This is a genomic window from Pseudomonas sp. TE3728 (assembly GCF_056279145.1).
Genome location: NZ_JBWBQT010000001.1, coordinates 6,703,352 through 6,720,408 on the forward strand (window position 1 = coordinate 6,703,352; position 17,057 = coordinate 6,720,408).

Genomic DNA, 17,057 nt, shown 5'->3' on the forward strand with positions numbered 1-17,057 from the left:
TATTCTGGTGTAGTCTGAGGCTCGACTATGCCACTTGTCATAGCCGCTATCCACCTCTTCCGATACGAGGCAACAAAAAAATGACAACTCGTCCTACGCTTCCCAACCCGATCGACTCCGTAGCGCTGGCATCACTGGACGCACCCGACGGCTGGCTTGAATACCCGCTGGGTGATGATGTGATCGAAGGCAATCCCGATACCCGGATGAAGCTTCTTCGTACTGTCGGCGTGAAAACTCCATACAAAGTCGTGGCATTCTTCACTTCACAACCTTCGAAGTTCGATTGGCGCTTCGACAACGATGAAGCTTTCGTGCTGATCGAAGGACGCATTGCTATCACTATGGATACAGGGGAACGATTCGAGATGACGGCGGGCGATGCCGTTTCGATTCCGGCAGGGCACACGGGGGTCTGTGAGGTACTTGAATTCAGCCGTAAATTCACTGTGGTTACCAGCGGAACCGTTGACTGATTTAGCTCGGACGTATCGTGCGTTCAGGCTGACTCGATACGTAGCCTGAACCTCCGTCTTGCACGGAGTGAGCGAGATCGATCAGTTGCTGCCGCATAAGTGGCAATCGGTTTAATCAAGCAGTCTTGGCTGGCTCCACTCATGGTTGTCAAGCCTCGCCAGTGATTGCCTGCCGTATCTCGCGCGCGTCGCGGGCAGGCGATGCGCCGAATTGCCGTAGGTATTCGCGGCTAAACTGGGATGCGCTTTCATAGCCGACAGCGAACGCCACGTCAGACGCGCGATGCTCGCCAGCAAGCAAAAGCTGGCGAGCTTCCTGCAGCCTAAGCTGTTTCTGATACTGGATGGGACTGAGGCCTGTCATCGACAGAAAATGGCGATGCAGGCTTGCCCGGCTCATCCCGCTTGCATCGCACAACGCCTCGATGCGAAGTCTAGTGTTGTAGTTGTCCCTGATCCAGGCAACGGCATCGCCGGATGCGACCCAGTGCGCCATCGGGTTGGGCAATCTGACGCAACAGCCGCCCTTGGGCGCCCTGTAGAAGACGATAGAGCAATTCCCGTTCGACCATGGAGCCGAGAACCGGGATATCGGCAGGCGTGTCGAGCAATCACAATAAGCGCAGCAATGTGTCGCGAAGCGAAGCGGTCATCGGGTTTATCAGGATGCCAATCCCTTTTTGTTCGCTCTTGCGAACCGGCGGCATGGTCGCCGCCAATTCCGCCAGTATGGCCGGATCCAGCACGAGCGATACCGCAACGTAGGGCTGCCCCCTTCAGCAGAGGCGCAGGGCGGCAAGGCATCGGGTTTATCAGGATGCCAATCCCTTTTTGTTCGCTCTTGCATGGTCGCCGCTCCGCCGTATGGCCATCACCGCCGAGGGCTGCCCCCTTCAGCAGAGGCGCAGGGCCGCGCGAGCGATACCGCCAGGCTTTTTCAAACGCACTGACTGATACGCTGAAGACCGATTTCGGCCGCGAGCGCTTCGACTTCCTCGTCAACAATGCCGGCAATGGCCTCTTTGCGAACTTTATTGACGCGACCGAAGACCAGTTTGGCTCACTGGTCGCCACGCACCTTCGCGGCCCGATTTTCCTGACTCAGAAGCTGTTACCGCTCGTGGAAGACGGCGGTCGTATCCTGAACGTTTCCTCCGGCTTCGTGCGCTTTACTTTGCCGGGGTACAGCGTTTATGCGGCGGTGAAGGCCGCAGTTGAAGTGCTCACCCGTTACATGGCCGTAGAGCTTGGTTCGCGCCAAATTCGGGTGAATGCGATTGCCCCAGGCGCCATCGCAACCGATTTTGGCGGTGGTGCGGTGCGCGATAACAAGGATGTGAACGCCTATGTAGCACAGAGCATCGCGCTGGGCCGTGTCGGTCTACCGGACGACATAGGCGGTGCGGTTGCCGCGATCCTGTCCGATGACATGGCCTGGGCTAACGGGACGACTTTTGATGTCTCGGGCGGGCAGTTGCTGTAGCCACAGCCGCATTCATGATTCAAAGCAGAAGACCCTCCATATCTGATAGCAGCGCAATCGAAGTCTCGGAATCTAAATCAACACCCTCGATTTCCAGGCTTGATCTGCTGTTCATGTGAACCGCTAATGTCGGTGCGCTCGCAGGATCCTGCAAAGCTACAACTAGAGGCGCAAGCACCCTAAATCCAATCGCTTCTGTGCCGATTTCTGCCTGTCGCGAAGGCCCGCAATCGGGCCAAAAGCGGACATTAAATAATTCACCCAAGGCCTCGGTCAGGTAAGCTCACCTCCAGTCACCATGGAGGGTATTGATGCATTCACTGACCAACGAGCAAGTACTGGCGATCGCCAAAGGAAACGTCATCAACCAGCAATTGCTGACGCTCCTGCCGACGCTGGAAGTCCCTCACTGCATGCTGACAGCGGGATGTCTGTTCCAGACCTTCTGGAATCATCAAGCAGGACAGCCTGCCGAATGGGGAATCAAGGATTACGACATCGCTTATTTCGATCAGGATCTTTCATGGGAAGCCGAGGATCGAGTGATCACACGGGTTCGCCATGCCTGTTCCCATCTCGACGTCAACGTAGAGGTACGCAATCAGGCCCGCGTTCACTTGTGGTACGAATCCAAATTCGGCGCTGCCTATCCTCAATTGAGAAAGGTAACCGATGGCATAGATCGCTATCTGATCAACTCGACCTGCCTGGGAGTTGATGTCTCCACAGGGGAGTTGTACAGCACACACGGCCTGGACGATCTTCAGAACAACCTGCTCAGACTAAACGAACTGAACCCTCTGCCTAGCTTGTTTAGCCAAAAAGCGGCTAGCTATCGGGAGCGCTGGCCATGGTTGACACTAGTCAGCTAAACGTCCGCTGCGGGTCGTTGCAGCCTCTCGCGACAAGCAGCAGTCAGCCAAAAGCGGTCCACTCGGCGTTGCGCCGTTGGGAGTGTAAAATGGTGGCCTCACCCCTCTCAAAGGACTGACCAGTGATTACTTGCCATGTCAGGTATGCCATTGACCCATACCAACTCCCGGCTTTCGAAAGCTATTCCCGCCAGTGGATCGGTGTTGTGACCCGCATGGGCGGCCAGCATCACGGCTACTTTCTACCGGCTGAAGGTGCCAACAACATTGCTTACTGCCTGTTCAGCTTTGCCAACCTCGCTGAGTACGAGCGCTATCGCAAAGAAAGCGAGCTGGACGAGGAGTGCATCAGATTGGTGGCGGAGGCTACCCAGCAAAGATTTATCTTGAGCTATGAACGCACTTTTCTGCGCCCCGTACTGGATTGAGTTAATTAACCTTTCGGACGTTGGTCGGTTGCACCCTTTTCCGATATGGGTCGATTGCAGCACTTCGCGACAGGCAAGAATCGGCCGATTCTGTTGAAAAAGTCGGCGTTCGGATTCAGTCTCTTCTACAGAGCCGATCCATAACGGCCGTTCCATCAGAGTTTCGGGCACCATAACGACCTTAAAAAACAGAACCTTGAATATGAATCATGAACTTTGGCAGGAACCTGATGGCTGTCAGACCTTTTGTCTAGCCGGTGCTGAAGGTGATGGTGCGCGTGCGCTTATGCATTCGGAAGCGAAGCTTGTTTGGGAGGTTGAGGCTGAAAGTCATTTCGAAGCGATGACTAAATATTATGCGCACATGCAGTGGGGCGAGTACCTGACGGACTTTCCCGAACAAGACAAGACTTCCTACAGGAAACTGGGCTGGGAATGACCAGTCAAGAGTCGGATAAAACTGCGGAACCCTCTCTATCTGATAACCACTTGCCATGGTCTGCTTTGGGTCGACTTTGCTAAGAATGGCGCCCCTGTGTCGTCTACGGCAAAATCACTCCATCGGCCAGCGAGAGAGTACGCAGCATGATGGGACAGTTATCGAGTGGGCAGGATCGACTGTTTTACTCGTTCAACCTTGAAGATCACATCCCAGCCAATCACCTTCTGCGCAGCATTGATCAATGTCTCGATCTGAGCGACCTGCGCCATTACCTCGCCGATTTTTATAGCCCGATTGGGCGTCCGTCGATTGATCCAGAACTGATGATTCGCATGCTGATCGTCGGCTACTGCTACGGCATTCGCTCCGAACGGCGGTTGTGCGAAGAGGCCCATTTGAACCTGGCGTATCGCTGGTTCTGCCGGTTGAGCCTTGAAGATGAAGTCCCCAACCACTCGACCTTTTCCAAAAATCGACACGGCCGTTTTCGGGACAGCGATCTGTTTCGCTGGTTGTTCAACGAGGTGCTGCGTCGTTGCATGGATGCTGGCCTGGTCAAAGGCGAAGGCTTTGCCGTGGACGCCAGCATCATCAAAGCGGATGCGAGCCGGCAGCGCGGCGTACCGGGTGATGAACAGGTCAACTGGAGCGATCCGGCCCTGAGTACCCGCGCCGTGCGTGAGTACCTTGAAGGCCTCGATGAAGAGGCTCTGGCCGAAACGCTACCGAAGCGCCTGTCGCTGACGGATCCTCAAGCCCGCTGGACCGCAGCTCCAGGTGGCCCAGCGTTCTACGCTTACTCCACGAATTATCTGATCGATACCGAGCACGGCGTGATCATGGATGTGGAACCCACACCGGCTCATCGAACCGCAGAAGTCGAGAGCACCAAGACGATGATCGATCGGGTCGAAGCGCAGTTCGACATCAAGCCAGAGCGCCTCATTGGCGACACCGCTTACGGCACCGCGCCGATGCTGGCCTGGATGGTGGAGGAAAAAGACATCGAACCGCATGTGCCGGTGTGGGACAAAACTGAGCGCAAGAACGACAGCTTTTCGAGTAACGATTTCCTCTGGAATGAAGAGGCTGAGGAATACAGCTGCCCAGCCGGCAACGTATTACGCAGCGAATGGCGAGCCTTCAAGAACGAGCGTTCGCACGTCACAAAAGCCAACACCATCATCTTCCGATCCCGACAGGTCGACTGCGTAGTCTGTCCGATGAAGGCCAAGTGTTGCCCCAACACTGCGTTTTGCAAGATCGCTCGCAGCGTCCATGAAGCCGCTCGTGATGTGGCTCGGCGCATCGCAGCGACGCCGGAGTACGTGCGCTCTCGCCACGAGCGTAAAAAGGTCGAAATGTTGTTTGCCCACCTCAAACGCATCCTGAAACTGGATCGCTTGCGACTACGTGGCATGAGCGGTGCGACCGATGAGTTCACGCTGGCCGCTGCGGTGCAGAACCTGCGCCGGCTGGCCAAATTTACGTCTCAAGGGCCACCGGTCACGGGATAGGTGCGCCTGCACTAAGCCAAAAACCTCAAACCAACCCAATAACCGAGCTGCAAAGCTCAACGAAGGGCCGAGAAACCACTCAAAGTGGTGAGTTGGTTCTTCGGTGGTGGTCGTGCCTGAGTTCAGGTGATCTGAAAATCCGACTTTTTCAACAGAATCGGCCGATTCTGTTGAAAAAGTCGGTTCTTCCAGACGGCCCGGATACTGACCGCTGAAAACACCTTTTTTGCGCGCTGCTACGCGAAATCTGAACCCGGAATCCACTGCTCAATGTAAAGATTTCAATCTCAAACGCGTACTTTTCTACCGTGGAAACCATGGCCGACTTTTTCAACAGAATCGGCCGATTTCTGCCTATCACGATTGACCAAAAGCGGCGGTCGACGGACACAATCGGCCCGCTTTTGCAGTGCAAGTTGAATTACCTTTCAGAACGTAGCCGCATCGTTGATAACTGCCTCATAGGCATGCTTCTCAAATGTGAAGGGGCCGACTCCTTCAATGATGCGAGGCTCTTCATAACCGTTCTCGTAAGCAAAGGAATCCCACGTGAAAAAGTCATCGTTTTGGCGAACAGATACTGCGTAGGCGCCACACCCGATGTCGCCGCACTCGGGGCAGATGTAAAGGAGTATCCGACCGCTTTCTGTTTCAGCGGGCTCGCGTAATAGCAGACGAGAATTAGATTGTTTGTTTTGCTCTAGGAAGCCCTTAACAAAACAACCCATAAAGTCGGAATGTCCACCATCAGCCATAACGATAGCATTGAGCAACGAACGTTCGTTTATCAGAAAATCGGAGGAGCATCGTTCGGCCACGGTGCAGCCATTTGAGGCGCTTCCCGGACGAAACAACTCTTGAAATGTGAGGGTACTGGCTTCCATAACTGCGAACGACCTTTATGCACTGAATTGGCGTGAAATTACATACAACATCGTGGGTTGGTACAAGCCAAATTTCATCCGCCGACTGACCGCTTCTGGCCGATTTCTGCCCCTCGTGACAGGCAGAAATCGGGCCATTAGCGGACGTTCGGCCTACATCCGCTTTTGATGCAAACTTGCCATTCGCTCCGAGCTTGTGGCGATGTGAGCATTGTTTCGATTGAGGAGTGGCTTCAACCATTTCTCGTTACTGCTCGAGCATCAAGCTGCGCCAAATGATCATCGGCTTTTCTACAGGCACGACTTCCGGTTGCAACTGCTCCTGTGTGGGCCTGTTGTGCGGTGGCTGCTCCTCTGGTTCAGGCGCTGGAATGTGACACTCGGCGGCATGCACGTTATCTACTGACATTTTTTGTAGTGCGCTTATTTGATTGTTATGGTGACTTTGCCTTTTGATCTGCCCTGCTCGACGTACCGCAACGCCTCTGCAGTCGATTCAAAAGGGAAGGAACGATCGATGACCGGTTTGATGACGCCAGCCTCGATAAGCGAGGTGATTCTTTGCAGTTGTACCCCGTCGGCACGCATAAACAAAAATGCATAGCTCACCCCATGCTTGCGGGCTTTTCTGCGAATACCGCTGCTCAGCAGGCGCATGACTTGCCGTAGCATCCAGGACAAGCCTTGCTCTTGGGCAAATTCTGCTGTCGGTGGTCCGGAGAGGGAAATGAGCTGTCCGCCGTGCTTGAGAACCTTGACCGATTTCTCCAGTACATCGGCACCGAGGCTGTTCAACACCACGTCGAAATCGCGCAACTCGTTTGCAAAATCCTGCTGTTTGTAATCGATGACCACATCCGCCCCGAGTGCTTTCACCCATTCGACATTTGCCGTGCTGGTGGTGGTCGCAACGAAGGCGCCGAGGTGTTTGGCGAGCTGGATGGCAAACGTGCCGACACCGCCGGATCCGGCATGAATCAACACCTTCTGGCCTTTTTTCACCTGGGCGGTCTCAACCAGCGCCTGCCAGGCCGTCAAGGCGGCCAAGGGGACGGACGCCGCTTCGGCCATATCGAGATTCGAGGGTTTCAGCGCGAGCGCGTTTTCGTTCACGGCGATCAGTTCGGCAAACGTCCCGATCCGTGCCTCGGGAGGGCGTGCATAGACTTCGTCTCCTGGCTTGAATCGCTTCACCGCCGAACCTGTACGAACGACCACTCCGGCCAAGTCATTGCCCAATACCAATGGGAATGTATAGGGCAGGATCAGTTTGAATTCCCCGGTTCTGATCTTCGAGTCCAACGGGTTCACGCTCGTTGCATGCACCTGGATCAGAACGTCATGCACACCGACCGCGGGGTCGGGCACTTCGCCAATCGTTCCGTTCTGCTTGCCGTAGCGGTCGATAAAAAATGCCTTCATGTTGCAGCTGCTCTTGTCGGTGGAATGAGAATGGGGCAGGCCCCGACAACGTTGATGCGATTAGACGTGCCAGGCTGTCAGGTGTTGAGGAATGCCAAAGCGTTGGCCACGAAATCGGTATGGTGCTGGAAAATGCTGCCGTGCCCGGCGTCCTGGTAAATGATCAGTTGCGCGTTGGGGATTCGCTTTGCCAGCTCAAGCGAGTTGACAGTGGGCACCATGATGTCGTTGTCCCCGTTGGCTATCAGCGTCGGCATACGCAGGCGACCGAGTTCTTGCGGCGCCTGCTTGCCCCACGCAGTTATGGCTTTCAATTGCCGTAAAAACGCGCGGGATGTGGGGCCTTTGTCCCGGTCTTGCCGGCGCTCTTTCAATCGTTGCAAATACTCGGACGCGGCGCGTTGTCCGTTGGCCGTGGTGGTAAAGAACAGGTAGAACTTGGGATCTCGGAGCGTCAGCAGACCCTTGATCATTAACGGCCAGGTCACCGAGCCGACGTTGTCGATGCCTATGCCGCCAGCCGGTCCGGATCCGGTGAGGATCAATCTGCGCACTCGTTCGGGTGCTTTCATGGCGATGTCTTGAGCGACGAAGCCGCCGAGTGAAAAGCCGAGCAGGTCAACCTTGTCCAAACCCAACGCACGAATAAAGCCGATGCCATCGTCAGCCATCTCACCGACGGTCAATGGCGCGGCGCCACCCGAGCCACCGATACCGCGGTAATCGGTGGTGATGACACGCCGGTTTTTTGCCAGACCGTCGATGATCCTGGGGTCAAAGTTATCCAACACTGCCCCCCAATGGTTGAACATGACCAGCGGGACCTCCGTCCTGGGTCCCAGGTCACGATAGGCGAAGGGGATCCCGCCTACCAGAACCGACTGGTTCGCCGCGTTGATAAATGACGACTGCGAACCTGGATGATTGCTTCTAGCCAAAACAGTCATGTTTATTCCGTCCGATTGCGGGGCGAGGCCGACCTGCTCGACATGGGTCAGGCTTGAGTCAAATAGCGTTGCGCCACGGCGGACTGCCTGATCTGCGACAAAAGACCCTGACGCGCGGTTTGCAGGGCATCCCAGCGCTCGCCTTCATGCAGCGGAGGAATGGTCACCGGTTCGCGACGGTCGAAGCCAACCAGTGCGGCATCGACCAGATCACCCACTTCCATGATTTCGCTCAAGGTGTTGATGTCGATACCGGCGCGATCCCAAATCTCCGTGCGGGTGGCGGCGGGCAGTACGGCCTGCACATAAACACCCTGAGGCGAAAGTTCCAGGCTCAGGCCTTGGGACAGGAACAGCACAAACGCCTTGGTCGCCCCGTAGACCGACATGCCAAACTCAGGCGCCAGACCCACCACCGAACCAATGTTGATGATCGCACCTTCACCTGCTTTGGCCAGGCGTGGCGCGATGGCGCTGGCGAGCCGCACCAGTGCGGTGGTGTTGAGGGCCACCAGTTGCGCAACGCTGTCAGTGCTTTGCTCGATGAAGTTGCCGGACTGTGCGGCGCCGGCATTGTTGACGAGGATGCCGATGCGTCCGTCATCCCGCAGGCGCGCTTCGACGGTGTGCAGGTCGCTGAGTTGAGTCAGGTCGGCCTGAAGCACTTCAATGGCGACGTTGTGTTCGCCACGCAACTTTGCGGCGAGCGTTTCCAGGCGCGAATGGTCGCGGGCGACCAACACCAGATCATGCCCGCGTTGGGCGAAACGCTCGGCGTAAACCGCGCCGATGCCGGTGGAAGCGCCAGTGATGAGAACGGTAGGGTGAGTCGTCATGATGTCAGCTCTTTTTTCGGGAACATGAATGGGGATGGATGCACGATCGAAATCAGGCCCGATCAGCTTGTGCCTGGTTCGCGGCAGCGCTTGATTCGGCAAGCGTCGGGTAGTCGATGTATCCCGCCGCACCGCCGCCGTAGAGCGTGGAGGGGTCGAAGGCGGACAGTGGCGCACCGTTCTTGAGCCGCTCCACCAGATCAGGGTTGCCGATAAAAGGGCGGCCAAAGGCGATCAGGTCGGCCTTGTCATGCGTAAGGCGTGCCGTGGCCAGGTCCAGGTCATAGCCGTTGTTGGCGATGTAGGTGTTCTTGAAGCGCTGGCGCAAGGCGTCGAAATCAAAGGGCGCCACGTCGCGTGGCCCACCGGTCGCGCCTTCGACGACGTGCAGATAAACGATGTCCAGAGCATTGAGTTGGTCGACGATGTAATCGAACTGAGCCTGTGGATCACTGCTCGATACACCATTGGCCGGCGAGACAGGCGAAAGGCGAATGCCCGTGCGATCAGCACCAATCTCGGCGGCCACGGCAGCCGTCACTTCCAGCAGTAGACGCGCACGGTTTGCGATCGAGCCGCCGTAGGCATCAGTACGCAGGTTGGCGCCGTCCTTAATGAACTGATCCAGCAAATAGCCGTTTGCACCGTGGATTTCCACGCCGTCGAAGCCTGCCGCAATGGCGTTTGCCGCCGCTTGGCGGAAATCGTTGACGATGCCCGGCAGTTCGTCAGTCTCCAGCGCTCGCGGCTCGGAAACGTCCTCGAATCGGTTGTTGACGAACACCTTGGTCGCGGGACGAAGCGCGGAAGGGGCTACCGGCGCCGCGCCTTGCTGTTGCAGATCCACGTGGGAAACACGGCCCACATGCCACAGCTGCAGGAAAATTCTCCCGCCCTTGGCATGCACGGCATCGGTCACCTTGCGCCATCCCTCTATCTGCGACTGCGTGTAAATGCCCGGGGTGTCCTGATAGCCCTGTCCCTGCTGGGATATCTGCGAGGCTTCGGAAATCAGCAAGCCCGCGCTGGCCCGCTGGCTGTAATAGGCAGCAGCAAACTCACTCGGCACAAAGCCTTTGCCTGCGCGATTGCGCGTCAGTGGAGCGAGAACCACGCGGTTCAACAGCGTCAGGGCGCCAAGCGTGTAAGGGGTAAACAGATTCTGGTCGCTCATGGGTGTTTGTTCCGTGCCCGTGGGTAAATGGTCATATCGCTTACGATTAGGATGATGATCGAAATCTAAACTGTCAATGGTTTTGATTATGGTCAACATCTATGTATCATCAGGTGATGAATTTCCAGCGGTAGTGAGGTATCGAATATGCGAGTGTCCAAGGCCCAGGCCCAGGCAAATCGGGAACACATCGTCGAAACGGCCTCAGTCGTGTTTCGCGAGCGCGGTTTTGACGGTGTCGGCGTGGCCGACCTGATGGCCGCCGCCGGTTTCACCCATGGCGGTTTCTATAAACATTTCGGTTCGAAGGCTGACCTGATGGCCGAAGCCTCGGCCAACAGTCTTGCGCAGTCACTGGCCAGCGCCGAAGCATTGAGCGTGAAGGATTTCATCGATGTGTATGTGTCCAGGGATCATCGCGACGGGCGCGCCACGGGTTGCACCATGGCGGCGTTGTGCGGCGACGCGGCGCGTCAGTCAGGCGATTTGAAGTCGGCATTCGCTGAAGGCATCGAGCGCACGTTGCAAACGCTCGGCGAAAAATACCCGACCGGGCCGGATGCGGCGCCGGGTGAGGCGAGGGTGAAAATGATCGACCTGCTCGCGCGCGCGGTCGGCGCGATCATGTTATCGCGCGCCTGTCCTGACGACTCGGCGCTGGCCGATGAAATTCTGGCGGTGTGTCACGCGCAAATGACCGCATCATTATCTGTTCAATCGTAGATTCAGTCGTAGAGGGGATAAATGGATGTAGCACAAAGCGCGCTGACTCGCTTCGTCGTTGGACGACACGCACGAATGACCGTTTTTGGCCGATTGTGTTGAAAAAGTCGGCTTCGGTTTCCACGACAGAAAAGTACGCGCCTGAGATTAAAAGCTGGGTTTTGCGCAGAAGGTTTAGGACTCAGATTTGAGGTAGCAGCGTACAAAAAAAGGCGCTTTCACCGCTCAACGCACGGGAAGCCCGGCCGGGTCGACTTTTTCAACACAATCGACCCAATACGGACTACCGCCGCCGGCGACTCATGCCAATCGCCGCCGCTAAGACGTGCCGTTTGCTTATGCCCGTTTGAAGATTAGGTGGAGCGCGCGGCCTCGACTCAGGGTGTAGCTGAGTCGCTCGACTTCGGCGTCAGAACTATCGCGTCGTCGATCACTTCAATCGTCAGCACGTCACCGATGCTCAGTCCTAAGCTGGCGAGTAGCTCAGGCGGCAAGTCAATTATAACGTCGTCACTTCCATCCGCAGGATCCTGGCATTTCACTGTCCAGCGTTGGGCTTCGGTCATGATGTCTCTTACGCTTTGGTCTTGGTGGGGAAGACTGATTATGCTTGCAATGTCTTCGCAAGTTGAAGCGTGATGCTGATCTTCTGGCAGAGTACTGTCTGCCACGACCGGCTGAAACCGGCCCAGACTGTGTAAAAACGCGGTCACCATCTTGAAGACTGCGTTGCTATGTAAAATCTGTCGGCGGTTGGTTGGTCAGTGGCGCAAAAATTTGCGTAGAAACGCGATTTTCGTCCCCATCCTGACTGCCAAACCTGTTCTAAAACGTTTTTACACAGCCTGGGCCACAAGCGGACGTTCATGGCGGGAGCACTTTCGGCCAAGAGCAGCCAATCACTTCGCTTTGGCAGCACCCTGCGCAACGTCCACGGTATCGATCATGGCGATGCCCTTCGTGGTTACGATCACTTCCGCACACAACAGTCTTTATCCACCTTTTTTTACGCTGAACCAGAAGCCTGATTTTGCGAGGATTGCTTTCACCGCAGGGTTGCTCACGCTTGCTTGATCTCGATGTCCAAATCTGGTGGTGGGGGACCGTCGGGCGGTGAACACTTGTTTTAGCTAGTACGCAGATGCGTTTGCGAGTCTCCGGCGAATCTTATACTCAGAAAATGTTTACAAAACGTTTTTAGCATATTAGGCTTTCCCTCAATGAGAAGAGGATCTTCTCATTGAGGGAGCTGTATCAGTGAAAGGAATGACATCTTGTATGCTAATTGCCGCTATTCAGACACCCTAGAATTCGGGCAATAAAATTTCCTACCTAATTTTTTATATCCCGCACCCACAACGGGCACTTCATAGTGCGCGGCGCCTGAGGTATGGAAAATGAGTCGGATTTAATGGCAAACGAAAATGTCCTGTACCACATCAGTCAGTAAAACATGGAGTTGTAATGATCAACGAAAAATTTCAAGTAACCGAAGATCAGGTGATGAAGTTTCGCAGGCAGGGCTTTCTTTTTCTCAAAGGTTTTTACAATAGAGATATAACCGGTTATTTGACATCAACCATTGGTGACCGTATCTCCACGCCTACTGATAAGTATCAGAGCGGTTTTAGCCGTTTGGCATTTGATATGTATGATGGCGACCCGATAATTGCCAACGTTATTCAAGATGACCACTTCAAACATGTCATGAAAACGTTGACGGGTAAAACCATGTTTTTTGCCCAAGCTCTTTCCTTCGAGCTTGAAAAGATGAAAAACAAGGGCTTCCCTTGGCATATCGGTACGCAAAGCTTCGGCTATCACCAAGCGGAAGATTATGGCTGCACAATCTGGGCTCCTTTGGTAAATATCGACCCCAAAGGGCAACGAGGCGGTATGGCGTATGTCCCAAAAGACGCCGTATCGGGTGCGTTCATGTATGAACATGTCGATCCTTCGATTTTCCAACTCCTTTCGGAACGTATTGAGCGAGGTGAGGAGACCACCATCGATGAGTTCGTGCACCTTCGTGATGGTCCTTTGAATGACCCAGCGATTAAAAAGCTACTGGATCACTTTGCCGTCGAGGACGAATTCGAGGTGGGTGATGCGCTCATTTTCGACAAGAATGTCATTCACCGAAGCATCATGCTGGAGGAAGGTCCCGTAAGCTCGCGCGCAGCGTTTGTCATGCGCTTCTTCTGCGACACCAGTACCTATGACTATCGTCGCGCTCATGACCTTGAAATTCCCCGCGAACATTTCAAATACTCGGGGCCGACGCGTTTTCACTTAGAAGTCGCAAAGGAACATGGCGAACTTCTTGTTGACAGCCCTTTCTTTGAAGGTCAAGAGTACCGTTCGTTAAAAATTTCAAAAACAAGTTGAATAATCAGAAGGGCTTACGCCCTTCTTTTGTTTTGCGTGGAGATAAACAGTGGAAGAATATCTTTTTTACGTGACGATATCATGCTTGACGATTGCCAGTCCGGGTCCTGGGGTGTTACTGACATTAACAAACTCACTCACCTATGGACTGAAGAATGCTTTGCCTGGAATCCTTGGAGTGACCCTCGGCATGGGGGGGATCTCTATCATTGCGGCAAGCAGTGTGGGAGCTATTATTTCCAGCTCTGCCTGGATGATGAACGTCGTTAAACTAATGGGTGCGGCTTACCTAATTTACCTTGGATTAAAGCTCCTGCGATCCAAGCCAAAACTTCAAAATAACCTCAATAAAATAACACACTCTGAATACACTCCCAGTGTGATAGCCCGATTCAGGCAGGGGTTTTTCATTTCAATGCTTAACCCCAAGCCAATCGTTTTCTTCATGGCTCTTTTTCCGCAATTCATAAAGGCAGACCAACCGTTCGTTCCTCAATTCACATTGTTGGCATCCACGTTTTGCGCACTGGTGTTCTTGATTCACTTCACCTATGGCTATATCGCCACCTCAGCACGACAAAAAGTTTCTCTTGGCAGGGGCTTTTTGATCGTCAATAGAATTGGGGGGGTTGTGTTTATCTGCTTCTCGGCAGCCCTTATTTTCTCCATCAACTTTAGCTTAATGGTCGACAGCGTGTGAAATCCTCGGATTTTGTCTGCTCCGAGATAAAAACTTCTGATCTCATTTAGGTGACTTTTTTATCTCGCAACAGAGAGAAACGGATCAGAACAATATACGCTTTATATCACCTGGTTACGGCATTCACTGCGTACCAGGTTTTTCTGTATTTTTCAGGCGGATAGGCATAACAAAACAGCCGCCAAACGACCGCTATGGGTCGATTGTGTTGAAAAAGTCGGTCCTTCCAGACTGCCCGCGTACTGACTGCTGAAAACGCCTTTTTTGCTCGCAGCTACGCGAAATCTGAGCCCGGAATCCTCTGTTCAAAGTAAAGATTTCAATCTCAAGCGCGTACTTTTCTGCCGTGGAATCCATGGCCGACTGTTTTCAACAGAATCGACCCATATCCGCCACTCATGGGGTTCACCGCCGACTACTCTAAAACCAAGCCAGATTTCAACTGTGCACAGTCAGATATCGAGTGTTACTTCAGCCTCCGGGAAACCGATATGACAAATCCTCAAAATAAAGCCGAACCCGACGAGGATTTAGCTCGGTTGATTATGGGGAAAGGTCCCTACACCTATCTATTGCTGCTCTTGCTAGGGTTGATCCTTCTGTTTCCCTTTCTTGAGGAAGGTATATTTGCTCGTACCTTGCTCGGCATTCTTTTTTCGATCGTGCTGCTCGTGGGGGCTTTCGCCACCAGGCAGACTCGGCGGGGGTTCATACTCAAACTGGGCCTGGCGTTGCTTGGGGTTGGCCTTCAATGGACGGCGTTATGGACTGAGAGTATCGCGATTCTTGGCCTTGCCGGGATAGTGTATACGGCGTCTCTTGCCGTCTCGTTTAGCGGAGTGCTTCTCTACATTCTCAAGCGCGGGCCAATTACAGCCGGCAAGCTGCATGGTGCGCTGGCGGGTTACATCATGCTGGCTTTCGTTTGGTCCTTTGTTTATGCCCTGGTGGAGATATCCAGCGCTGGCTCATTCGGTCCTGGCCACCTCGACTTCGCACAGCCTGGCACGTTCTTCAAATTAATCTATTTCAGCCTCACGACGCTCACCACCACCGGTTACGGAGATATTATCCCGTTGACCAATCACGCCCGCTCACTGGTTATGGTCGAAGAGTTTTCAGGCGTCTTTTACGTTGGTGTTGTAATCGCTCGTTTTGCCGGTCTTTATCCATCGAATCAGGCTAAGTGACGGACAACCGATTGCTGATGGCCCATGCCATTGAAAAAGTCCGCCTTGGTTTTCATTGAAGCTGCATGGCAGATGGAGCTTTCCGTCCGCCATGCAAACCCTTGTTTCAGAGGCTGAGGAAACCACTATAGAGGCCGTAACCCGCGATCAGCGCACCTATCATCACGGCAACGAAAATGACCTTTTCAATGGAGGTGAACACCGGTTGGCCCAGTTCGCGCTTGGCCTTGGCGAACAGGATTGCGCCGGGAGCATAAAGCAGTGCAGACAGTAGCAGGTACTGCGCCCCGGCCGCGTACACCAGCCATACGGCATAGAGCACAGCGATGACCCCGACTATCAGGTCCTTGGTCCGCTCGCCTTGAGCCTCCTCATAGGTTTCGTTACGCCAGGCCAATAGCAAAGCGTAGGCGGCGGACCAGAAGTACGGCACCAGTATCATCGAGGTTGCCAGGTACAACAGGCTTAAATAGGTGGAACTGTTGAACAACGTGATAATCAGGAACAGCTGGATAAGCCCGTTGGATAGCCATAGCGCATTGGCGGGAACCTGGTTAGCGTTCTCCTTGCGCAAGAACGCCGGCATGGTGTGGTCGCGGGCACTGGCAAAGAGGATTTCCGCGCAGAGGAGTGTCCAGGACAACAGCGCACCGACCAGCGAGACGATCAGCCCTGCGCTGATCAGTACTGCCCCCCAGTGACCCACCACATGTTCCAGTACGCCTGCCATGGAAGGATTTTTCAGGCCGGCCAGTTGTGCCTGGGCCATGATCCCCTGAGAAAACACGTTAACCAGAACCAGCAAAAGCAGCACCCCGACGAAGCCAACCACAGTCGCCTTGCCGACGTCGCTGCGCTTTTCAGCACGGGCGGAAAAGATGCTGGCCCCTTCAATGCCAATAAACACCCAGACGGTGACCAGCATCATGTTGCGAACCTGATTCATCACCGTGCCCAGGTCACTGTTGCCAGCGCCCCAGAAGTCGCTGGTAAAAACATCCATCTTGAAGGCCACGCCGGCAATGACAATGAACAGCGCCAGCGGGACCATCTTGGCGATGGTAGTGATCACGTTGATGAAGGCGGCTTCCTTGATTCCGCGCAGAACCAGAAAATGCAGGAGCCAGAGCAGCACGGAGGCGCAAATGATTGCCGGTAGCGTGTTGCCTTCTCCGAACATAGGGAAGAAGAACCCGAGGGTACTGAACAGCAACACCATGTAGCTGACGTTGCCGATCCAGGCACTGATCCAGTAACCCCAAGCCGAAGAGAAACCCATGTAGTCGCCAAAACCGGCCTTGGCATAGGCGTAAACCCCGCCATCGAGCTTGGGCTTGCGGTTGGCCAGTGTCTGGAAGACGAATGCCAGCATCAGCATGCCGACGCCCGTGATCAGCCAGCCAATCAGCGTGGCGCCAGCACTGGCACTTTTAGCGATGTTCTGCGGTAGCGAAAAAATCCCGCCGCCCACCATGGAGCCGACGACCAGAGCGATCAATGCTCCGAACTTCAACTTATCGCTGGAGGCAGAGATCTGGGTATCTTTGTGAGGCAGGGCATCTTTGTCGATGTTGC

The 17,057-nt window shown here is 54.5% G+C and carries 17 protein-coding genes and 2 pseudogenes; 11 read left to right on the plus strand and 8 right to left on the minus strand.

Going from position 1 to position 17,057, the window contains the following annotated elements:
* The first annotated feature begins 80 nt into the window (after positions 1 to 80).
* Positions 81 to 476, plus strand: coding sequence for a cupin domain-containing protein (locus ACZ89R_RS29870; RefSeq protein ID WP_429547219.1), 396 nt, complete (start codon positions 81 to 83; stop codon positions 474 to 476).
* A gap of 148 nt (positions 477 to 624) precedes the next feature.
* Here ACZ89R_RS29870 and ACZ89R_RS29875 read toward each other — a convergent pair.
* Positions 625 to 1,249: pseudogene (locus tag ACZ89R_RS29875) on the minus strand (AraC family transcriptional regulator); the annotation flags it as partial.
* A 158-nt stretch (positions 1,250 to 1,407) separates the two neighbouring features.
* Between ACZ89R_RS29875 and ACZ89R_RS29880 the strand changes: the two are divergent.
* From ACZ89R_RS29880 to ACZ89R_RS29900, 5 genes and pseudogenes are all read left to right on the plus strand, one after another.
* Positions 1,408 to 1,959 (plus strand): annotated as a pseudogene (locus ACZ89R_RS29880) (SDR family NAD(P)-dependent oxidoreductase); the annotation flags it as partial.
* A gap of 311 nt (positions 1,960 to 2,270) precedes the next feature.
* The gene (locus tag ACZ89R_RS29885) at positions 2,271 to 2,831 is read left to right on the plus strand and encodes a nucleotidyltransferase family protein (protein WP_429547217.1); all 561 of its coding nucleotides are present in this window, start codon (positions 2,271 to 2,273) and stop codon (positions 2,829 to 2,831) included.
* A gap of 122 nt (positions 2,832 to 2,953) precedes the next feature.
* Complete coding sequence (locus tag ACZ89R_RS29890; protein ID WP_253549348.1) at positions 2,954 to 3,259, plus strand: NIPSNAP family protein; 306 nt, start codon at positions 2,954 to 2,956, stop codon at positions 3,257 to 3,259.
* Between the two features lie 202 nt (positions 3,260 to 3,461).
* The gene (locus ACZ89R_RS29895) at positions 3,462 to 3,698 is read left to right on the plus strand and encodes a hypothetical protein (protein WP_048381736.1); all 237 of its coding nucleotides are present in this window, start codon (positions 3,462 to 3,464) and stop codon (positions 3,696 to 3,698) included.
* 146 nt (positions 3,699 to 3,844) lie between these two features.
* Positions 3,845 to 5,218 (plus strand): IS1182 family transposase, encoded by a 1,374-nt coding sequence (locus ACZ89R_RS29900; protein ID WP_429547216.1) that lies wholly within the window; start codon positions 3,845 to 3,847, stop codon positions 5,216 to 5,218.
* A 428-nt stretch (positions 5,219 to 5,646) separates the two neighbouring features.
* Here the strand turns inward: ACZ89R_RS29900 and ACZ89R_RS29905 are convergent, their stop codons facing one another.
* The 5 genes from ACZ89R_RS29905 to ACZ89R_RS29925 form a co-directional block, all read right to left on the minus strand.
* A complete protein-coding gene (locus tag ACZ89R_RS29905; RefSeq protein ID WP_095631877.1) occupies positions 5,647 to 6,102 on the minus strand; it encodes a hypothetical protein in 456 nt (151 codons plus the stop codon).
* Between the two features lie 423 nt (positions 6,103 to 6,525).
* The gene (locus ACZ89R_RS29910; RefSeq protein ID WP_429547215.1) at positions 6,526 to 7,524 is read right to left on the minus strand and encodes an NADP-dependent oxidoreductase; all 999 of its coding nucleotides are present in this window, start codon (positions 7,522 to 7,524) and stop codon (positions 6,526 to 6,528) included.
* A gap of 77 nt (positions 7,525 to 7,601) precedes the next feature.
* Entirely contained in the window at positions 7,602 to 8,471 is an 870-nt protein-coding gene (locus ACZ89R_RS29915; protein WP_429547214.1) for an alpha/beta fold hydrolase, read from the minus strand.
* Positions 8,472 to 8,518: 47 nt separating this feature from the next.
* Positions 8,519 to 9,307 (minus strand): SDR family NAD(P)-dependent oxidoreductase, encoded by a 789-nt coding sequence (locus tag ACZ89R_RS29920; RefSeq protein ID WP_123494049.1) that lies wholly within the window; start codon positions 9,305 to 9,307, stop codon positions 8,519 to 8,521.
* A 52-nt stretch (positions 9,308 to 9,359) separates the two neighbouring features.
* Entirely contained in the window at positions 9,360 to 10,481 is a 1,122-nt protein-coding gene (locus ACZ89R_RS29925) for an alkene reductase (protein ID WP_429547213.1), read from the minus strand.
* A 147-nt stretch (positions 10,482 to 10,628) separates the two neighbouring features.
* Between ACZ89R_RS29925 and ACZ89R_RS29930 the strand changes: the two genes are divergently transcribed.
* Positions 10,629 to 11,204 (plus strand): TetR/AcrR family transcriptional regulator, encoded by a 576-nt coding sequence (locus ACZ89R_RS29930; RefSeq protein WP_123494052.1) that lies wholly within the window; start codon positions 10,629 to 10,631, stop codon positions 11,202 to 11,204.
* 377 nt (positions 11,205 to 11,581) lie between these two features.
* On the opposite strand, the gene ACZ89R_RS29935 is transcribed toward ACZ89R_RS29930, so the two are convergent.
* Positions 11,582 to 11,770, minus strand: a complete 189-nt coding sequence (locus ACZ89R_RS29935; protein ID WP_429547212.1) for an AbrB/MazE/SpoVT family DNA-binding domain-containing protein — start codon at positions 11,768 to 11,770, stop codon at positions 11,582 to 11,584.
* A 300-nt stretch (positions 11,771 to 12,070) separates the two neighbouring features.
* Between ACZ89R_RS29935 and ACZ89R_RS29940 the strand changes: the two genes are divergently transcribed.
* From ACZ89R_RS29940 to ACZ89R_RS29955, 4 genes are all read left to right on the plus strand, one after another.
* Positions 12,071 to 12,232, plus strand: coding sequence for a hypothetical protein (locus tag ACZ89R_RS29940; protein WP_429547211.1), 162 nt, complete (start codon positions 12,071 to 12,073; stop codon positions 12,230 to 12,232).
* Positions 12,233 to 12,668: 436 nt separating this feature from the next.
* The gene (locus ACZ89R_RS29945; RefSeq protein WP_429547210.1) at positions 12,669 to 13,592 is read left to right on the plus strand and encodes a phytanoyl-CoA dioxygenase family protein; all 924 of its coding nucleotides are present in this window, start codon (positions 12,669 to 12,671) and stop codon (positions 13,590 to 13,592) included.
* Positions 13,593 to 13,641: 49 nt separating this feature from the next.
* Positions 13,642 to 14,292 carry a LysE family translocator gene (locus tag ACZ89R_RS29950; RefSeq protein ID WP_429547209.1) on the plus strand — a complete coding sequence of 217 codons (651 nt, stop codon included), beginning with the start codon at positions 13,642 to 13,644 and terminating at the stop codon, positions 14,290 to 14,292.
* A gap of 491 nt (positions 14,293 to 14,783) precedes the next feature.
* Positions 14,784 to 15,482 (plus strand): ion channel, encoded by a 699-nt coding sequence (locus ACZ89R_RS29955; protein WP_429547208.1) that lies wholly within the window; start codon positions 14,784 to 14,786, stop codon positions 15,480 to 15,482.
* A 106-nt stretch (positions 15,483 to 15,588) separates the two neighbouring features.
* Here ACZ89R_RS29955 and arcD read toward each other — a convergent pair whose 3' ends face one another.
* Positions 15,589 to 17,016 (minus strand): arginine-ornithine antiporter, encoded by a 1,428-nt coding sequence (gene arcD / locus ACZ89R_RS29960; RefSeq protein WP_429547929.1) that lies wholly within the window; start codon positions 17,014 to 17,016, stop codon positions 15,589 to 15,591.
* Positions 17,017 to 17,057: the final 41 nt, after the last annotated feature.